This window comes from Thioclava sp. F28-4 (assembly GCF_002020045.1).
Classification (GTDB): Bacteria; Pseudomonadota; Alphaproteobacteria; order Rhodobacterales; family Rhodobacteraceae; genus Thioclava; species Thioclava sediminum.
In genome coordinates, this window is record NZ_MPZQ01000008.1 from 95,159 (window position 1) to 112,313 (window position 17,155).

13 protein-coding genes are annotated in these 17,155 nt (G+C 64.0%); 9 read left to right on the forward strand and 4 right to left on the reverse strand.

Annotated features, from left to right (window positions below; all coding sequences use genetic code 11):
• Positions 1 to 3 precede the first annotated feature (3 nt).
• Positions 4 to 1,311: an ATP-dependent protease ATPase subunit HslU gene (gene hslU / locus BMI87_RS16585; protein ID WP_078522730.1), complete on the forward strand. Its 1,308-nt coding sequence runs from the start codon at positions 4 to 6 to the stop codon at positions 1,309 to 1,311.
• Between the two features lie 61 nt (positions 1,312 to 1,372).
• Positions 1,373 to 2,464: an alpha/beta hydrolase gene (locus BMI87_RS16590; RefSeq protein ID WP_078522731.1), complete on the forward strand. Its 1,092-nt coding sequence runs from the start codon at positions 1,373 to 1,375 to the stop codon at positions 2,462 to 2,464.
• Here the strand turns inward: BMI87_RS16590 and BMI87_RS16595 are convergent.
• From BMI87_RS16595 to BMI87_RS16605, 3 genes are read right to left on the reverse strand one after another with little or no spacing between them, the layout of a single operon-like run.
• Positions 2,461 to 3,054: a Smr/MutS family protein gene (locus BMI87_RS16595; protein ID WP_078522732.1), complete on the reverse strand. Its 594-nt coding sequence runs from the start codon at positions 3,052 to 3,054 to the stop codon at positions 2,461 to 2,463. The genes BMI87_RS16590 and BMI87_RS16595 overlap by 4 nt on opposite strands.
• Complete coding sequence (locus BMI87_RS16600; RefSeq protein ID WP_246832727.1) at positions 3,051 to 3,938, reverse strand: murein transglycosylase A; 888 nt, start codon at positions 3,936 to 3,938, stop codon at positions 3,051 to 3,053. The genes BMI87_RS16595 and BMI87_RS16600 overlap by 4 nt, the downstream gene beginning before the upstream one ends.
• Before the next feature lie 5 nt (positions 3,939 to 3,943).
• Positions 3,944 to 4,603 (reverse strand): Tim44/TimA family putative adaptor protein, encoded by a 660-nt coding sequence (locus BMI87_RS16605; RefSeq protein ID WP_078522789.1) that lies wholly within the window; start codon positions 4,601 to 4,603, stop codon positions 3,944 to 3,946.
• Between the two features lie 118 nt (positions 4,604 to 4,721).
• Here BMI87_RS16605 and BMI87_RS16610 point away from each other — a divergent pair, with 118 nt between their 5' ends.
• From BMI87_RS16610 to BMI87_RS16630, 5 genes are all read left to right on the forward strand, one after another.
• Positions 4,722 to 5,249, forward strand: coding sequence for an FxsA family protein (locus BMI87_RS16610; RefSeq protein WP_078522733.1), 528 nt, complete (start codon positions 4,722 to 4,724; stop codon positions 5,247 to 5,249).
• A gap of 59 nt (positions 5,250 to 5,308) precedes the next feature.
• Positions 5,309 to 5,821: a protein-export chaperone SecB gene (gene secB, locus BMI87_RS16615; RefSeq protein ID WP_078522734.1), complete on the forward strand. Its 513-nt coding sequence runs from the start codon at positions 5,309 to 5,311 to the stop codon at positions 5,819 to 5,821.
• Positions 5,822 to 5,956: 135 nt separating this feature from the next.
• Positions 5,957 to 6,484, forward strand: a complete 528-nt coding sequence (locus BMI87_RS16620) for an isopentenyl-diphosphate delta-isomerase (protein WP_146681646.1) — start codon at positions 5,957 to 5,959, stop codon at positions 6,482 to 6,484.
• A 113-nt stretch (positions 6,485 to 6,597) separates the two neighbouring features.
• Complete coding sequence (locus tag BMI87_RS16625; RefSeq protein ID WP_078522736.1) at positions 6,598 to 8,391, forward strand: autotransporter assembly complex family protein; 1,794 nt, start codon at positions 6,598 to 6,600, stop codon at positions 8,389 to 8,391.
• Complete coding sequence (locus BMI87_RS16630; protein WP_078522737.1) at positions 8,391 to 12,302, forward strand: translocation/assembly module TamB domain-containing protein; 3,912 nt, start codon at positions 8,391 to 8,393, stop codon at positions 12,300 to 12,302. Before BMI87_RS16625 ends, BMI87_RS16630 begins: the two co-directional genes overlap by 1 nt.
• 44 nt (positions 12,303 to 12,346) lie before the next feature.
• Here BMI87_RS16630 and BMI87_RS16635 read toward each other — a convergent pair whose 3' ends face one another.
• The gene (locus BMI87_RS16635; protein ID WP_078522738.1) at positions 12,347 to 13,240 is read right to left on the reverse strand and encodes a YihY/virulence factor BrkB family protein; all 894 of its coding nucleotides are present in this window, start codon (positions 13,238 to 13,240) and stop codon (positions 12,347 to 12,349) included.
• Between the two features lie 319 nt (positions 13,241 to 13,559).
• On the opposite strand from BMI87_RS16635, the gene BMI87_RS16640 reads away from it, so the two are divergent.
• Together BMI87_RS16640 and BMI87_RS16645 are read left to right on the forward strand one after the other, a co-directional pair.
• Positions 13,560 to 15,368, forward strand: a complete 1,809-nt coding sequence (locus BMI87_RS16640; RefSeq protein ID WP_078522739.1) for a PhoX family phosphatase — start codon at positions 13,560 to 13,562, stop codon at positions 15,366 to 15,368.
• Between the two features lie 80 nt (positions 15,369 to 15,448).
• Positions 15,449 to 17,083 (forward strand): hypothetical protein, encoded by a 1,635-nt coding sequence (locus BMI87_RS16645; RefSeq protein ID WP_078522740.1) that lies wholly within the window; start codon positions 15,449 to 15,451, stop codon positions 17,081 to 17,083.
• Positions 17,084 to 17,155: the final 72 nt, after the last annotated feature.

Sequence of the window (17,155 nt, forward strand, 5' to 3'; positions counted from 1 at the left end):
TCCATGACCGATCTGACCCCCCGCGAAATCGTCTCGGAACTCGACCGTTTCATCATCGGCCAGAAGGACGCCAAGCGCGCCGTCGCCGTTGCGCTGCGCAATCGCTGGCGCCGTCAGCAACTGCCTGACGATCTGCGCGAAGAGGTCTATCCGAAGAACATCCTGATGATCGGCCCGACCGGTGTCGGCAAGACCGAGATCTCGCGCCGTCTGGCGAAACTGGCCCGCGCGCCCTTCCTGAAGGTCGAGGCCACGAAGTTCACCGAAGTGGGCTATGTCGGCCGTGACGTGGAGCAGATCATCCGCGATCTGGCCGATGTCGCGATGGTGCAGACCCGCGACTATATGCGCGAAGAGGTGAAGGCGAAGGCGCATCAGGCGGCTGAGGATCGCGTGATCGCCGCGCTCGCCGGCACCGATGCGCGCGAAAGCACCCGCGAGATGTTCCGCAAGAAGCTGCGCGACGGCGAGCTCGACGACAAGATCATCGAGCTGGACGTGGCCGATCAGTCCGGCGGCATGCCGATCGGGATGATGGGCGGTCAGCCGGGCATGGAGCAGCAGATGCAGGGTCTTCAGGACCTGTTCAAAGCCTTCGGCGGCAACCGCACCACGCGGCGCAAGATGACCGTCTCGGAGAGCTACGAGACGCTGATCTCGGAAGAGGCTGACAAGCTTCTCGACGACGAGACGGTGAAGACCGCAGCCCTCGAAGCCGTGCAGCATTCCGGCATGGTCTTCATCGACGAGATCGACAAGGTCACGGCGCGCTCGGATGCGCGCGGGGCCGATGTCTCGCGCGAAGGCGTGCAGCGCGACCTGCTGCCACTGATCGAGGGCACGACCGTCTCGACCAAGCTCGGCCCGGTGAAGACCGATCATATCCTCTTCATCGCCTCGGGCGCGTTCCACATCGCGAAACCCTCGGACCTGCTGCCCGAACTGCAGGGCCGTCTGCCGATCCGCGTGGAGTTGCAGGCGCTGACCGAGCAGGACTTCACCCGCATCCTGTCGGAGACCGACAACGCGCTGACCCGTCAGTATCAGGCGCTGATGAAGACCGAAGAGGTCGAGGTCGCCTTCACCGAAGACGGCATCGCGGCGCTCGCCCGGATCGCGGCGGAGGTCAATCAATCGGTCGAGAATATCGGCGCACGACGGCTCTATACCGTCATGGAACGGGTGTTCGAGGAGCTGTCCTTCACCGCGCCCGACCGCTCGGGTCAGCAGGTGACGGTGGATGCGGAATTCGTCGAGAACGAGCTGGGCGATCTGACCCGCGACACCGATTTGAGCCGCTACGTCCTCTAGGGCACTGGCACCTCGCGCGCGCTCTGTTATCCTCCTGCGGGAGGGATGCGAGGCGCGGGCGATGGTGCGGTTTCTGATCGTAATCTTGATGCTGAGCTTGGCCGCCTGCGCACCGCGTGGGCGGCTTGCCTATCTCGATCACCCGGTCGCCGATGCGCGCTCGATTTTCGTGGGCTCGACCCGGGCGCCCGACCCGCAGACCGGCCAGCCCTTCGGCACCGCACGCAGTCAGCAGCTGCGGCTCGCGCGCTTCGACGTCGCCACGCCGCCGGATCGCGAGGTGGCCGAGATCGCCTATCCGATGACCGACACCGCGCCGGTCGATCCGGACAAGCAGTTCCTCGTCTCGCAATCCGAGATCGACATGAAGCGCCCTGCGTTCCAATCGGAGCTGCGCACGGCGCTGCGCAAACATGACGGGCAGGCGGTGCTGTTCGTCCACGGCTTCAACAACTCTTTCGCCGAGGGGCTGTACCGGATGGCGCAGATGGGCGCGGATTTCGATCTGCCCGGCGTGCTGGTGCATTATTCTTGGCCATCGCGGGCGAACGTTCTGGGCTATGCCTACGACCGGGATTCGGTGCTGTTCGCGCGCGACGGGCTGGAGAAATTGATCGACGATCTGAACGCGGCGGGGGCGAAACGCATCCTGATCGTGGGGCATTCGCTGGGCGCGGAACTCGTGATGGAGGTTCTGCGTCAGGAGGCGATTGCGCGGAAACAGGGTCGATTTTCGACGATTTCCGGGGTGGTCCTGATCTCGCCGGACATCGCGGTGGATGTGTTCAAGACGCAGGCCGACGCGATCGGCGCGCTGCCGCAGCCGTTCATCATCTTCACCTCCGCGAAGGATCGCGCGCTGCAACTCTCGGCGCGGCTGTCGGGCAAGCGCGACCGGCTGGGCAATCTGGAAGACGTCTCCAGCATCGCGCATTACAAGGTGACGCTCATCAACGTCTCGGCCTTCAACACCGGCGACGGGCATTTCAACGTCGTCACATCGCCTGCGCTGATCCGGCTGCTCGACAGCGCGCAGAAAGTGGCCGAGGTGCTCGAGGTCGAACAGTTCGGGCGCACGGGGCTGGGCGATGCGGTGGTGCTGACGGTCGAGAATACGACGCAGATCATCCTCGCGCCGATCTCGGGCGGTTAGCGGATTCGGCGCAGATAGACGTAATAGGCGCCCGCGCCGCCATGTTTCAGATGCGCTTCGTTGATCTGCATGACGGCGGGCGCGAGCGGCATCATCCGCAGCCATTGCGGCACCTGATGGCGCAGCACGCCGACCCGCCGCGGGATCGGGCCGTCATCGTCGCCGCGCTTGCCCTTCCCTGTGATCACAAGCACCAGCCGCTTGCCGTGGCTTTGCGAATTCAGGATGAAGCGGATCAGTTCGGGATGCGCCTCGGCCAACGTCAGCCCGTGCAGATCGAGCACGCCTTCGGGCTTCAGCTTGCCGCGCGTCATCGCCTTATGCGCCTTGCGGTCCATTGTGACGGGCTGACGCGCGAGATGCTCGCCCGGCTCCGGGGCCAGATCGTGACGGCTGGACGAGGGCTTGGCGTGCTGACCCATCTCGAAACTGCGCAGCCCTTCGGCTTTCGGTTTCGGCTTCGGTTTGGGTGCCAGAAAAGACTCTAATTCGGCGGGATCGGCCTTTTTCGGGCGGTAATTCTCCGTGGTCGACGCCACGCGATCCCACAGCGCGCGTTCCTCGGGGCTGAGTTTGCGTTTGCGGCTCATGCGCGCCTCCGCAAGCCGATCATCCGGCCCTTGGCGTTGATCGCGCCTGCAATGCGTCCGGCGTCCATGCCGGTGCCGATGAAGAGATCACCGCGCCCCGCGCCCTTGATCGCAGAGCCCACGTCCTGCGCCACCATCAACCGCTGCCCAAAGCCGGGGCAGTCGATCCAGACCGGGCTGCCCAGCGGCACGACCTCGGGGTCTACGGCGAGACTGCGTCCTGCGCTCACCGGACGCCCCATCGCGCCCAGGGGGCCGGTGTCGCCCGGGATATCCAGCACCCGGAAGAATACGAAAGAGGGGTTGTGATCGAGCAGTCCTTGCAGCTGATCGGGGTTCTCGGCGGCCCAGCGTCGGATGAACTCGGGCGTCATCTCCTCGGGCGGGGCTGCGCCGCGCGCGATCAGCTCCTTGCCGATCGAGCGGTAGGGATGCCCGTTCTTGCCGTCGAACCCCAGCCGCAGGCTGCCGCCATCTTCAAACCGCACCCGCAGCGAGCCTTGCACCTGCGCTAGATAGGCCTCGATCGGGCTCTCCAGCCAAATCAGTTCGTGCCCCGCCAGTAGATCGCCCGCCGCGATCTCGGCGCGGGTATACCACGGCGAATTAGACCCTATTTCAGCCGGTTTCGCATAAAGCGGCGAGGCGAAGCGGTCGGATTTCTCCCGCGCGCCGGGCAGTTCGGGTTCGTAATATCCGGTGAAATGCGCAGCGCCCTCGGGGGCGATTTCATAGGGGGCGAAATAGGTCTCGAAGGCGGCTCTGGCATCGTCCAGCCCGGCCGTGTCCATCCCATAGAGATCGGCCGTAACGCAAAACGCCGCCCAAGCGGCGGCGTGATCGTCCCGGGCCCAGCCGGGAATATCGGCGAAGGACAGCGCCACCGGCTTCAGCCGCCCGTGGCGACGAGCTGCCAGTTCGGGTCATTCGCACCCATCGTGCGGGCGAAGGTCCAGATGTCACGCTGCTTGCGCGGCGATTTGGGATCGCCCTCGACCACCTCTCCGGCGGCGTCGCGCGCGACCGAAATGATCTCGGCCCCGAAGCGCACGGTCACTTCGGCCTCTTTCGTGGAGTGGTCGAAATCGGCATTGCTCAGCACCAGTTCTCGCAGGCCGAGGAATTCCGCCTGAACGTCGAGACCCTTCTCCTTGCGCGCTTCCACGGCGCCCTCGAAGGCTTCGTAGACCTCGGCGGACAGGAAGGGGCGGACCTTTTCCAGATCGCCGGTCTCGAAAGCCATCAGAATCATCTCATAGGCGCCGCGCGCGCCTTGCAGGAATTCCGAGACCGAGAAGCTCGGCTCGACGCGTTTCATCGCGGCCAGCGCCACGGCGGCGGTCGAGCCTTCGGGCACATTGTCGATGATATCGTGATCGGGACCGCCTTCGATCACGTCGAAATCGCGCTTCGGCGTCGGCGTGTCCGGCGTTTCGGGCGCGATCGGCTTTTCATAGCCCTCACGGGTCCCGAGCACGCTTTTCAGCTTGAAAATCAGGAAGATCGCAATCGCCGCGAGGACGATAAGCTGAATGACGGCACCGGACATCGAGACCCCTGTGTTTGGCTTCATGTTTGTTTCTAGGTCAATGGCTACTTATGTAAGGCGTCAACTAGTTCAAGTCCACCGGCGCAGCTTGCCCGGAGACGCGATAAAAGAGGATGCCATGTGGATCTTTCTGGCCTTTCTGGCCGTGCCGCTGATCGAGATCGGTCTGTTCATTCAAGTGGGCGGGCTCATCGGCCTGTGGCCGACGCTGGGGATCGTGTTGCTGACCGCGATCGTCGGCACGTCGCTGGTCCGCCGGGAAGGGGCGCGTGCGCTCAACGATCTGCGCAGCTCTCTCAATGAATTGAGCGACCCGTCGCGGCCGCTGGCGCATGGCGCGATGATCCTCGTGGCCGGCGTGCTGCTGCTGACGCCGGGCTTCTTTACCGACACGGTCGGGATCCTGCTGCTGATCCCCGGGATTCGCGACTGGGTGATGAAAGCCGCAGCGAGCCGGGTGAAGGTGCAGCGATTCGAGATGGGCGGCGCGTATCGGACGACGACCCAATACGATCCGCGCCGCGAACCTCCGCACCGTCCGCGCGATCCGGAGATCCTCGACGCCGAAGAGGTCGAGGAGATGACCCATCGCGACGATCCCAACGGCAAGCCTCCCGGCGGGCCGTCCGGCTGGACGCGTCATTGAGAATTGAGGCTTCTTTCTGCCGGTGCTAAACCTCGCACAATTAATTTTGGGAGAGGTCGATGACTGACGAAGCAAATGGCGAGACCAACGGCGCCGCGGATCCGCAGCAAGAGCAACAAGGGCTGCGCATGAACATCCTCGCGCAATTCACGCGCGACATGTCCTTCGAGAACAATGTCGCCACGAAAGGCGTGCAGACCAGCGACATCCAGCCCGAGATGCAGGTCCAGGTGTCACTCGATGCCAAGAAGCGCAACGCCGAGCACCAGTACGAGGTGATCACCAAGTTCAAGATCACCGCGAACAACAAGTCGGACGGCGCGACGCTTTATCTGCTCGAGCTCGATTACGGCGGAATCTTCCACGTCGAAGGCGTGCCGGAAGATCAGCTTCATCCGTTCCTGCTGATCGAATGCCCGCGTCAGCTGTTCCCCTTCGTGCGTCGCATCGTTTCGGATGTGACCCGCGACGGTGGCTTCCCGCCCTTCAACCTCGAGATCGTCGATTTTGTCGCGCTGTATCGCAACGAGCTGGCGCGTCGTCAGCAGACCGAGGCGCCCACGACGGTCTGATTCGTCAAGCTGGCCTGAGGCGCGGCATCGTGCCTCAGGGACAAGCTGACACCGTGACTCTGGCCTGTCACGGACCCATTTTGTAACGGTGATCCCGTCCGCGACCCGGGCAGGATCATCGGATTCAGAAGAGGTATCATGGGCCAGATACAGGCATGGATCGAGGGCACGCTCGCCCCTGTCGACGTGATGGATGCGCATCGCGAAGGGATCCGCCACCGGGCGGTTTCCATTTTCGTCATGGATGGCGAAAAGCTCCTTCTGCAGAAGCGTTCGGAAAACTGCCTGCAATCTCCCGGTCTCTGGTCGAATACCTGCTGCAGTCATCCCGATTGGGGGGAGCGCCCCGAGACCTGCGCGCTGCGGCGACTGCGCGAGGAGCTGGGCATCGAGGGGCTCTATCCTGCCCATGCCGACCGCATCGAATACCGGATGGATATCGGCGACGGGCTCGTCGAGCACGAAGTAACCGACATCTACATCGCCTATGCGCAGCGCGGCCTCACCGTGAATCCCGATACCGAGCTGGTCTCGGAGACCCGCTGGATCGGCCTTTACGACCTCGGGGCCGAGGTGCGGCGCTATCCCGATCGGTTCTCGCGCTGGCTGCGGTTTTACATGCAGGAGCATATCTCCCGCATCCTGCCCGCCCTGATCTGCTGAGCGGCGGGGATTTCTGCCGATTGCCTTAAATTGCTACGCGGAATTCCGCGCTTGCCCTAGCTTTCGTACCGCTTACCTGTAACTCTGCTCTCGATTGGGCGGGGGCATGAGTAATGGGACCGAAGACTATCCGAGTTTTTCATTTGAGCGTGGCGGCGCTTGCGATCCTCGCGACCCCGGCACTCGCATATTCGTTGAAGTTCAATACCCCCGGCGCGTCGGACGATCTGCGCAATACGATCAAGGGCGCGTCGCTTCTGGTGCAATCCGCAGATGACGACAGCAAGGACGCGCAGGACGTGCTCTCCGAGGCGCGCGCCGACTATAACCGCATCGTCTCGGCGCTGTTTGCCGAAGGGCGGTATTCCGGCACCGTGTCGATCAAGCTCGACGGGCGCGAGGCCGCTTCGATTCCGCCGCTCGATGCGCCCTCGACGGTGAACAACGTCACCGTGACCGTGACACCGGGCCCGGAATTTTCCTTCTCGCGCGCCGATATCGCGCCGGTCGCGCCGAAGACCGATCTGCCCGAGGGCTACAAGGTCGGGGCGGTCGCGAAATCGGGGGTGATCGTCGATGCGGCGAGCGCGGCTACAACCGGCTGGCGCGATGCGGGCCATGCCAAGGCCGAAGTCTCCTATCAGAACATCGTCGCGGATCACCGCGCCAATCAGTTGGCCTCCGACGTGCGTCTGGCACCGGGGCCGCTGGTGACCTTCGGGCGGCTGGAAACCTCCGGCAACAAGCGCCTGCGCACGAAACGCCTGCGCGAGATCGCGGGCTTCCCCACAGGCGAGGTCTACGACCCGAAGAAACTCGATCAGGTTCAGGCGCGGCTGCAGCGCACCGGGATTTTCTCCTCGGTCGCGATCACCGAGGCGAAGACGCTCAACCCCGATGACAGCCTCGATGTGAACCTCGCCGTGGTCGAGCAGAAGAAACGCAAGCTCGGCCTCGGCGCTGAACTCAGCTCCAGCGATGGGCTCGGCCTCAACGGCTACTGGCTGCACCGCAACCTCTTCGGCGGCGGCGAGCGTTTCCGCGTCGATGCGGGCATCTCCGGGATCGGCGGCGCGACGGGTGGCACGGATTACTCGATCGGCGCGCGGATCGACCGCCCGGCGACCTTCAACCCGGAAACCAGCGCCTATATCACGACCGAGATCAGCCAGAAGAACGAAGAGGATTACACCGAGAACGCCTTCGATATCGGCTTCGGTCTGACGCGGATCTTCAACGACAAGCTGACCGGCGACGTCTCGATCAATTACGGCTGGTCCAAGGTGACCGACGATTCCGGCGAAACCTATTTCCGGCAAGTTTACCTGCCGACGAAACTCACCTGGGACGATCGCGACAACAAGCTCGATCCGACCAAGGGCTATTACATTCAGGCCGGCGTGACGCCCTTCGTGGGGATCGGCGGCGATACCGGCACCGGGGCGCAGGTCACCGGCGATCTGCGCGCCTATCGGGGCTTCGGGCAGAAAGATCGCTTCGTGCTGGCGGGACGCGTGCAGCTTGGCGGGGTCTATGGCTCCGATCTCGAGGAAACCCCGCGCGACTACCTGTTCTATTCGGGCGGTGGCGGCACCGTGCGCGGCCAGCCTTACCAGTCGCTTGGCGTCGAAGTGCTCGATGGCGGCACGCTGAAAACCGGCGGCACCGAATTCGTGGGTTTCCAGGGCGAAGCGCGCATCGGCATCTCCGACAAGATCGGCGCGGTCGCCTTCTACGACTACGGCTATATCGCGGGCGGCGGCGACTCGGGCTCGCAGGCAGGCGCGGGTCTCGGCCTGCGCTACAAGACGGGCATCGGCCCGATCCGCCTCGACGTCGGCTTCCCAGTCTCGGGCGGCACCGGATCGGGGGCGCAACTCTATATCGGTATCGGGCAGGCCTTCTGATGAAACGTTTCGCTATCCTTCTCGCTTTCTGCCTCACGCCGCTGGTCGCCACCGCGCAGGACAGCACGCCGCAGACCGCGGACGGGGCAGGGGCCGCGACCGACGAACAGACGCAGCGCGACCGCTCCTATCTGACCGGGTTGATCGAGGATAACCTCTCGGGCGCCGGGCGTACCGTGCGGCTCGACGGGTTCTCGGGGGCGCTCAGTTCGCGGGCGACCTTCGATCAGCTCACGATCTCCGACAAGGACGGCGCGTGGATCACGATCAAGGATGGCGCACTCCAGTGGAACCGCACGGCGCTGCTGACCGGCAAGATCGAGATCGACGAGCTCTCCGCCGCCGAGATCGACCTGCCGCGCCTGCCGACCTCCGAGAGCAGCTCGACCGCTCCCAGCCCCGAGGCCAAGCCGTTCCAGCTTCCCGACCTGCCCGTCTCGGTGCAGATCGGCAAGATCGACGCGAAGAAGGTGATCCTCGGCGAGCCAATCCTCGGACAAGAGGCGACGGTCAAAGTCTCTGGCTCGATGTCGCTCGCAGGGGGCGAGGGCAATGCCAAGCTCGACATCACCCGGATCGACAACAAGAAGGGCCAGTTCTCCCTTACCGCATCCTACGAAAACGCCACGCGTGAACTGGGCCTCGACCTGCTGGTGGACGAGGGCAAGAACGGGATCATCGTCCAGAAAGTCGGCCTTCCGGGCAATCCGGCGATGACGCTCGCCGTTTCGGGCAAGGGCCCGCTTGACGATTTTACCGCCGATATCGTGCTGAGCACCGAAGGTCAGCAGCGTCTGGCGGGGCAGGTCTCGGTGGGCAGCAAACTGCCCGACGGCGCACCCGAAGGGAGCGACAAGGTTACGACCTTCTCCGTCGCGCTGGGCGGCGATATCCGCCCGCTCCTGCCGCCCGATTACCATGAATTCTTCGGCAACGAGGTCGCGCTGGTCGCGGATGGCACGCGCACGGCCTCGGGACAGACGACGCTCAATACGCTCGATCTGAAATCGCGCGCGCTGCAGCTGAACGGCTCGGCGCAGACTGGCGCCAACAACATGCCGGTGAAATTCGACCTCACCGCCAAGCTCGGCCTCGGCGATGGCCAAGAGGTGCTGCTGCCGATCTCGGGGCCGAAAACCTATGTGCAATCGGGCACGCTCGATCTCTCTTATGACAAGGCCGAAGGCGATGGCTGGAAACTGACGGGCCGTCTGAACCAGCTGCGCCGCGAGGATGGCACCAAGATGCTGACCGCGAACCTCTCGGGTTCGGGCCGCATCCGGCAGGCTTCGCCGCCCTCTGCGGGTGGCACCGTGCTCTTGGGTATCAACGGGCTGGAGCTGTCCGATCCGAAGCTGAGCGCCGCCGCGGGCAGCGCCGTCACCCTGCGCACCGTGTTCTCGTGGCAGCAGGACAAGCCGCTGCGCTTGTCGCAATTGGCGCTGAAGGGCACCGGCTACAGCCTGAATTCGAACCTCACGATCGACAATATCAGCGAGGGCGTCACCATCGAGGGCGCGGCGCAGATCGACCATTCGAACCTCTCGATGCTCTCGGGTCTGGCGGGGCGTGATCTCGGCGGCGCGGCACGGATGACGGTCGCGGGGAAATACACCGTTCTCAGCGGTGCCTTCGACGCCAATCTCAACCTCGTCGGTCAGGACATCTCGATCGACCAGCCGCAGGCGGATCGTGCGCTGGCGGGCCGGTCGGAAATCGCGATCTCGGCCAAGCGGGATGAGACCGGGCTGACGCTGGATTCGCTCAACGTGCAGACAAGCGCCGGCACGCTTCAGGCGCAGGGCGATCTGGCGAGCGAGAACGGCAAACTGACCGCCACGCTCGATACCAATGACCTTTCGCTGCTGGGCGATCAATATGGCGGCAAGTTGGCCGCCGATGCGACTGTGACGCTGAATGGCGGCACCTATGGCGTGACGCTCAAAGGCACCGGCAATTCCCTCGCGATCGGTATCCCCGAGGTGGACCGCGCACTGGCCGGACGGTCGGAGATTTCGGTCTCGGGCTCGCGCAGCGATGCCAGCATGACGCTCGACTCGCTCGACGTGAAAACCGCAGCGGGAGAGCTGCAGGCGCAGGGCAATCTCGACGGCGACAAGGGCAAGGTGACCGCGCATCTCGACACCAAGGATCTGTCGGTGCTGGGCGCGAAATATGGCGGTACGCTCGTGGCTGATGCGACGGCGACGATGGATGGCGCGACCTATGGGCTGACGCTCGACGGCACCGGCAAATCCCTCGCAATCGGTCAGCCCGAGGCGGACAAGTTGCTGGCGGGCACGACGAACCTCTCGCTGCAGGCCAAATATGCGAACGGCGCGGTCGAAGTGCAGAACCTCGACCTGAAGAACCCGCAGCTCGACGTCTCCGCCAAGGGGACCGCGGGCGAGACCTCGCGCAAGGTCGACCTGAACGCGCGCCTCGCCAATGCCGCGCTGCTCGCGCCGGGCTTCCCGGGACCGGTGACGGTGTCGGGCACGGTCACCGAGGATGGCTCTGGCTATAATCTGAACCTCTCGGGCACCGGACCGGGCGGCATGGACGCGAAAGTGTCTGGCCGCATGGCGACGAATTTCGCCGATGCCGATCTCTCGATCACCGGGCAGGCGCAGACCGCGCTCGCCAACAGCTTCATCGAGCCGCGCTCGGTCCAGGGCCCGCTCAGCTTCGATCTGCGGATGAACGGCAAACCGGGGCTCGCGGCACTGTCGGGCACGGTGACGTCGAATGGCGCGAAGGTTGTCGCGCCCAATCTCGGCATGGTTCTGGAAAACGTCGACACGCGCGTGCAGCTGTCAAATGGCAGTGCACAGCTTGGCGTGACCGGGCGGCTGGGGACGGGCGGGCAGATCACTGTCAACGGCCCGATCAACCTCTCCGCGCCGTACAACGGCAACCTGACGATCCGCTTCGACCGCGCGCGGCTGAAGGATCCCGAGCTTTATGACACCCGCGCCTCGGGCACGATCACGATGGACGGGCCGCTGACCGGCGGTGCGAAAATCGCCGGGCGCATCACGCTGAGCGATACCGAATTGCGGGTGCCCTCCTCGGGCGTCGGTGGCGGAGCGTCGGTGCCCGACGGGATCGAGCATGTCGGCGAAAGCGCGGCGGTGCGCGAGACGCTGAAGCGCGCCAACTTGCTGAACAATGGCCAGAGCGATGCGAATGGCGCCGCCACGGCGTCCGGCCCGTCCTATCCGCTCGATGTCACCATCGCCTCCGAGCGCGGCATCTTCGTGCGCGGCCGGGGGCTCGATGCAGAGCTTGGCGGCTCGCTGCGGATCACCGGCACCACGGCGAACGTGATCCCGATCGGGCAGTTCCAGCTCGTGCGCGGGCGGCTCGACATTCTGGGCCAGCGCTTCACGCTCGATCAGGGCCGGATCGCGCTGCAAGGCGCACTGGTGCCTTACATCGACTTCACCGCGACCACGACGCAGGACGATTACACGATCTCGATCAACATTCAGGGGCAGGCGAATGCGCCACTGGTGACCTTCGCGTCCTCGCCGGACTTGCCGCAGGACGAGGTGCTGGCGCGGCTGATCTTCGGGCGCTCCATCGACAATCTCTCGCCCTTGCAGGCGGCGCAGTTGGCCTCGGCCGTCGCGACGCTCGCGGGCAAGGGCGGCGAAGGGATCATCGGCAAGCTGCGGAAGAATTTCGGGCTGGATGATTTCGACGTCTCGACCGATGCGCAGGGCAACACCCAGCTCAAGGTCGGAAAATACCTCTCGGACAATATCTATACCGATGTCACGGTGGGCGGCGACGGCACCTCGCAGATCAACCTCAATCTGGATGTGACCAAGAGCCTCACCGCGCGCGGCACCGTGGGCTCCGACGGCAAGAGCGGCATCGGCCTCTATTTCGAGAAGAACTACTGATCCATAAGTTTCACTTCATTTCCGCTCCCGGAAATAAGTGAAACTTATGACGAGGAGGCTTCCTTGGCCTTAGCCTCGTCGTCGCCCTCGATCGCGTCGCGGAGTTTCTCTTGCGCGCGACGCTTGCGGAAGGCGGCGAGTTCGGCGTTCAGCGCCGCCCCCATCAGCACCGAAAAGGCGCTGAGATAGAGCCAGACGAGAAGCGCGATCACCGCCCCGATCGAGCCGTAGATCTTGTTGTAATTGCCGAAATTCGACAGGTAGAAGGTCAGCCCGATCGAGCTGAGCCCCCAGAGCGCCGTCGCCAGAACCGCGCCGAGCGTCAGGATCGGATCGCGCTTGCCCTCGGTGTTCGGGCCATAGCGATAGAGGATGCCGAGCGCGGTCAGCATCAGCAAAAGCATCGCCGCCCAAGGCAGACCCGAGAGCAGGATCTTGGAATATTCGTGGAAGGGCAGGAAGTTGATGACGACGGGCACGACGACCACCGTCGCCATCGCGGCCAGCATCACGCCGACCAGCGCGATCGTCATCAGGTAGCCCATGATGAAGCTCCAGATCGTCGCCCGAGGCCGGGTGCCGTGGATCACGTTGAGGCTGAGCACGAGCGCGGCGACCCCCGCGCGGGCCGAGAACAGGGTCACGGCGGCAGAGAACATCACGCCGAGCCCGATCGTCGCGCGCGGCCCGATCAGCCAGTTCTGAATCTGGTCGTTGATCAGCGCATAGGCTTCGGGCGGGATGAAATCATCGGCCACGTTGAGATAGGTGCGGATCACGGTCGGATCGGCAAACGCGCTCCAGAGCGCGATGGTCGCGGAAATGCCGGGGAAGATCGCGAGCATGGAATAGAAGGCGACCCCCGCCGACACGAGGGTGATATTCGATTGGAACAGCCGTCCGAACAGGCTGACCGCGAATTTCGCCGTTTCTCTCAATCGCCACTCCTCGTTTCATTCACCATTGCTTATGCCCCGCGTGATCGCAACGCGGGCTGCGCGCTTTGATGAAAGCTGTTGCGTCTCAGGCGCTTGGTGTCGCGCGAACAGGATCGTGCCTGTGCCCGACCGGGCTGAAAACACAAAATCATGCTGGAATAGGGTCTATTTTTGCCCGAGGCGCAGGTCAGTGCGGGCCGAGCCACGCGGGCCCTCCGCCCGTGGTCGAGGCCAAGATCACGAAAGCGCCAGATTGTCACAAAAGGGAATCACTTCGCCGTTAGGAGCGTCGTGAACGCAACTAGCCAAGGGATCAGCCATGTCGCTTCGTACGACCCTCCTCCAAGCCACCGCTATCGCTGTGCTGCCGCTTGCGGCGCATGCCGGTGACATCTCTTTCTCGCCCGTTCCTTTCGCCAAGGACGACGCCGCCAAACGTCAGGCCATCGCTTCCGACACCGTCACCATCGACGGCAAGGATTACAAGATCGGCTATCACGTGATGGCGCGCTCGGGCGACAAGATCGGTGACAACACCTTCGCCCTGCTGACCGACAAGGACGGCAACCCGGTCAAGTCGGCCGACGGCTCCGAGCATATCTCGGACTCCGCCGATTTCACCTCGCTCCTCCGTCAGGGCGACAAGCTCTATTCGGTGACGCATTTCGAGTCGCGCCCCGGTGCGATGTATCTCAGCGAAGTCAGCCAGGATGCGGATGGCAACCTGAAGCTGGTCTCCACCAAGCCGATCGACTTCTCCGAATATCACGGTCTCTGGGTGCCCTGCGCGGGTTCGGTGACGCCGTGGGAGACCCATCTGGGTTCGGAAGAATATCCGGCCGATGCGCGCGTGATCGAAGCGGCGACCTCGCTCGACGAGATCGACGACTACGATTTCCCGATGGTGCGTTATGCGGGCGTGAACCCCGAGGGTATGAGCCTCGAGCAGTTCCGCGACGCTTACAAACCCTATCGCTACGGCTACCCGACCGAGATCACCGTCTCGGAAGACGGTTCGGCCAAGGCTGACAAGCATTTCGCGATGGGCCGCGTGGCCGTCGAGCTGGCCTATGTCATGCCCGACCAGAAAACCGCCTATATCTCGGATGATGGCACCAATGTGGGCCTGTTCCGCTTTGAAGCCGACACCGCAGGCGACCTGAGCGCCGGTACGCTTTATGCGGCCAAGTGGAACCAGACCTCGGCAGAAAATGGCGGCGCGGCCGATCTGGAATGGGTCGATCTGGGCCATGCCGACGACGCGACGATCCAGAAGGCGATCGAAGCCGGCACCCAGTTCTCGGATCTCTTCGAGACCGCCGAGATGGGCGAGGACGGTTCCTGCGCCGACGGCTTCTCGGCTTCGAACGCCGAAGGCAATCCCGAGTGTCTGAAGGTCAAGGACGGCATGGATGCGATCGCCTCGCGTCTGGAAACCCGTCGCTATGCCTCGATGAAGGGCGCCACGACCGAGTTCCGCAAGATGGAAGGCATCACCTACGACGCCGACAAGCATCAGATGTATCTGTCGATGTCGGCTGTCGAGAAGGGCATGGAAGACGGTGCCAAGCAGGATCTGGGCGGGATGAACGCGATCAAGCTGCCGAAGAACAAGTGCGGCACGGTCTACTCGCTCTCGCTGGACGAGAAGTTCACCGCGACGAAGATGATGGGTCTGATCTCGGGCAAGCCGCTCACCGAAGAGCACAAGGTCAAGGCGCAGGACGCAAGCTGCGACCCGGCGCATGACATGTGCGGCGACACGGCCGAGCTGAACAGCTGCGATATCAACGGCATCGCGAACCCGGACAACATCACCTACATCCCGGGCTACAACACGCTGATCATCGGTGAAGACACCGGTTCGGGCCACCAGAACGACGCGATCTGGGCGATGAACACCGACACCAAGGAACTGACCCGCATCCTGTCGACGCCCTACGGTTCGGAAACCACCTCGACCTACTGGTATCCGAACGTCAACGGCCACGGCTACCTGATGGCGGTCATCCAGCACCCCTACGGCGAGAGCGACGAAGACAAGCTGACCGACCCGGCGCAGGCGCGTGCCTATGTGGGTTACGTCGGCCCGTTCCCGCAGATGGATGCCACCGCGAAGACCCAATAACGGGCGCTCGCGAGACATTTCTGGCGAGGCCCGGCGGAGACCCGGGCCTCGCCTTTTCTTTCAAGACTGAGGACTGACGGATGCTGCGGATTTCGATACTGGCGCTGCTGAGCACGACCACGATGGCGGGGGCGGTCGATCTGAAGACCACGGTGCTGGACAATCCGACGGCCTATATTCCTCCGCAATGCTACACCAAGACGGAAGACACGGCGGGCGAGGTGCATAACCCCTGCCAGACCTGTCACACCTATCCGCGCCATCCGAATTACGTGCGCGATGCCGATCTGCAGACTGAATATGCGTTTCCGGGCCCGGCGCTCGAGAACCCGTGGCGCAACCTCTTCGTGGATCGCCGCGCCGCGGTGGCCGCGACCGACAGTGCCGAGATCCGCGCCTATGTGCGGCAGGACAATTATCACGACGCCGAGGGGGGGATCGCCTTGGCTACGAGGCTGGCCGATCCGCCTGCGGCTTGGGACGCGAACGGCAATGGCGAATGGGACGGCTATATCCCCGACGTGCAATTCGCCTTCGACGACGAGGGGTTCGATCGCAGACCCGATGGACGCCTGACCGGCTGGCGCGCCTTCGCCTATCAACCGCTGCCCGGCACGTTCTGGCCGACCAATGGCTCGACCGATGACGTGATGATCCGTCTGCCGGAGGCGTTCCGTCAGACGGCCGAGGGGGTCGAGGATGTCACCATCTACAAGATCAACCTTGCCATCGTGCAGGCGCTGATCACCCGCGCGGATGTCGCGATCGAGCCCACTGACGAGGTCGCGATGGGCGTCGATCTGGACCGCGACGGGGTGATGGGGCAGGCGGAGGTGGTGAAATTCGCCTTCGCGCCGCTCGACGGGATCACGATGCATTGGGCCGGGCGCGCGGGCGTCGAAGGCGCGAAGCTTGCCGCCGGGCTCTATCCCAAGGGCACGGAATTCGTGCATTCGGTGCGCTATATCGACCCGACGCCCGCGGGCATCGAAATGGCCGCGCGGCTGAAAGAGCTGCGCTACATGGTCAAGACGGATTGGGAGAGCTATGCCGATCTGGAAGAGACCGCGCTGGCCGAGCTGAAGGAAGACAGCGCCTTTCCCGACCGCACCAAGCAGTTCTTCGGCAGTTCCGAGACCGGCGTGCCGAATACGTTCGGCTGGCGGCTGCAGGGTTTCATCGAGGATGCGACGGGCGATCTGCGCCCGCAGAGCTTCGAGGAGACCGTGTTCTGCGTCGGCTGCCACGGCACGCTGGGCGTCAATGACGATTCCACCTTCGCCTTCGCGCGCAAGCTGGGCAAGGAGGCCTATCGCGGCGGCTGGTATCACTGGACGCAGAAGGGGCTGGCGGGCACGCCCGACCGGGTCCGCGCCGATGGGAGCGGCGATTACGCCCATTACCTGCGCACCAACGGGGCCGGGGACGAGTTTCGCGCCAATGCCGAGCTCATCGAGGATTGGCTGGAGGCAGGCAGTCTTCCGCCCGAGAAAGAGGCGGCTTTGGCCGAGGATATCGGCCCGCTGATCCTGCCCTCGCCGGAGCGCGCCGATGCACTGAATGCGGCCTACCGGATGATCGTGCGCGATCAGAGTTTCACCCAAGGCAGAGACGCGACGGTGGCCCCGGTCGACGGCACGGTCTGGCGTGAAGTGGAGCAGGATCAGCCCACAGGGATCGAGGAAATCGCCCAGCCGTGGTATAAGCGCCGCTAATCTGAACCAATCTGCGCCAGCCGATTGCGTTTTTCGCCGCCAATTGGCAGTGTTTGCGCAAATCGGTACATT

Coding starts and splice junctions, on each gene's coding strand:
- hslU (WP_078522730.1), top strand. CDS start 4: ATGACCGATCTGACCCCCCGCGAAATCGTCTCGGAACTCGACCGTTTC.
- BMI87_RS16590 (WP_078522731.1), top strand. CDS start 1,373: ATGGTGCGGTTTCTGATCGTAATCTTGATGCTGAGCTTGGCCGCCTGC.
- BMI87_RS16595 (WP_078522732.1), bottom strand. CDS start 3,054: ATGAGCCGCAAACGCAAACTCAGCCCCGAGGAACGCGCGCTGTGGGAT.
- BMI87_RS16605 (WP_078522789.1), bottom strand. CDS start 4,603: ATGTCCGGTGCCGTCATTCAGCTTATCGTCCTCGCGGCGATTGCGATC.
- BMI87_RS16610 (WP_078522733.1), top strand. CDS start 4,722: ATGTGGATCTTTCTGGCCTTTCTGGCCGTGCCGCTGATCGAGATCGGT.
- secB (WP_078522734.1), top strand. CDS start 5,309: ATGACTGACGAAGCAAATGGCGAGACCAACGGCGCCGCGGATCCGCAG.
- BMI87_RS16625 (WP_078522736.1), top strand. CDS start 6,598: ATGGGACCGAAGACTATCCGAGTTTTTCATTTGAGCGTGGCGGCGCTT.
- BMI87_RS16630 (WP_078522737.1), top strand. CDS start 8,391: ATGAAACGTTTCGCTATCCTTCTCGCTTTCTGCCTCACGCCGCTGGTC.
- BMI87_RS16640 (WP_078522739.1), top strand. CDS start 13,560: ATGTCGCTTCGTACGACCCTCCTCCAAGCCACCGCTATCGCTGTGCTG.
- BMI87_RS16645 (WP_078522740.1), top strand. CDS start 15,449: ATGCTGCGGATTTCGATACTGGCGCTGCTGAGCACGACCACGATGGCG.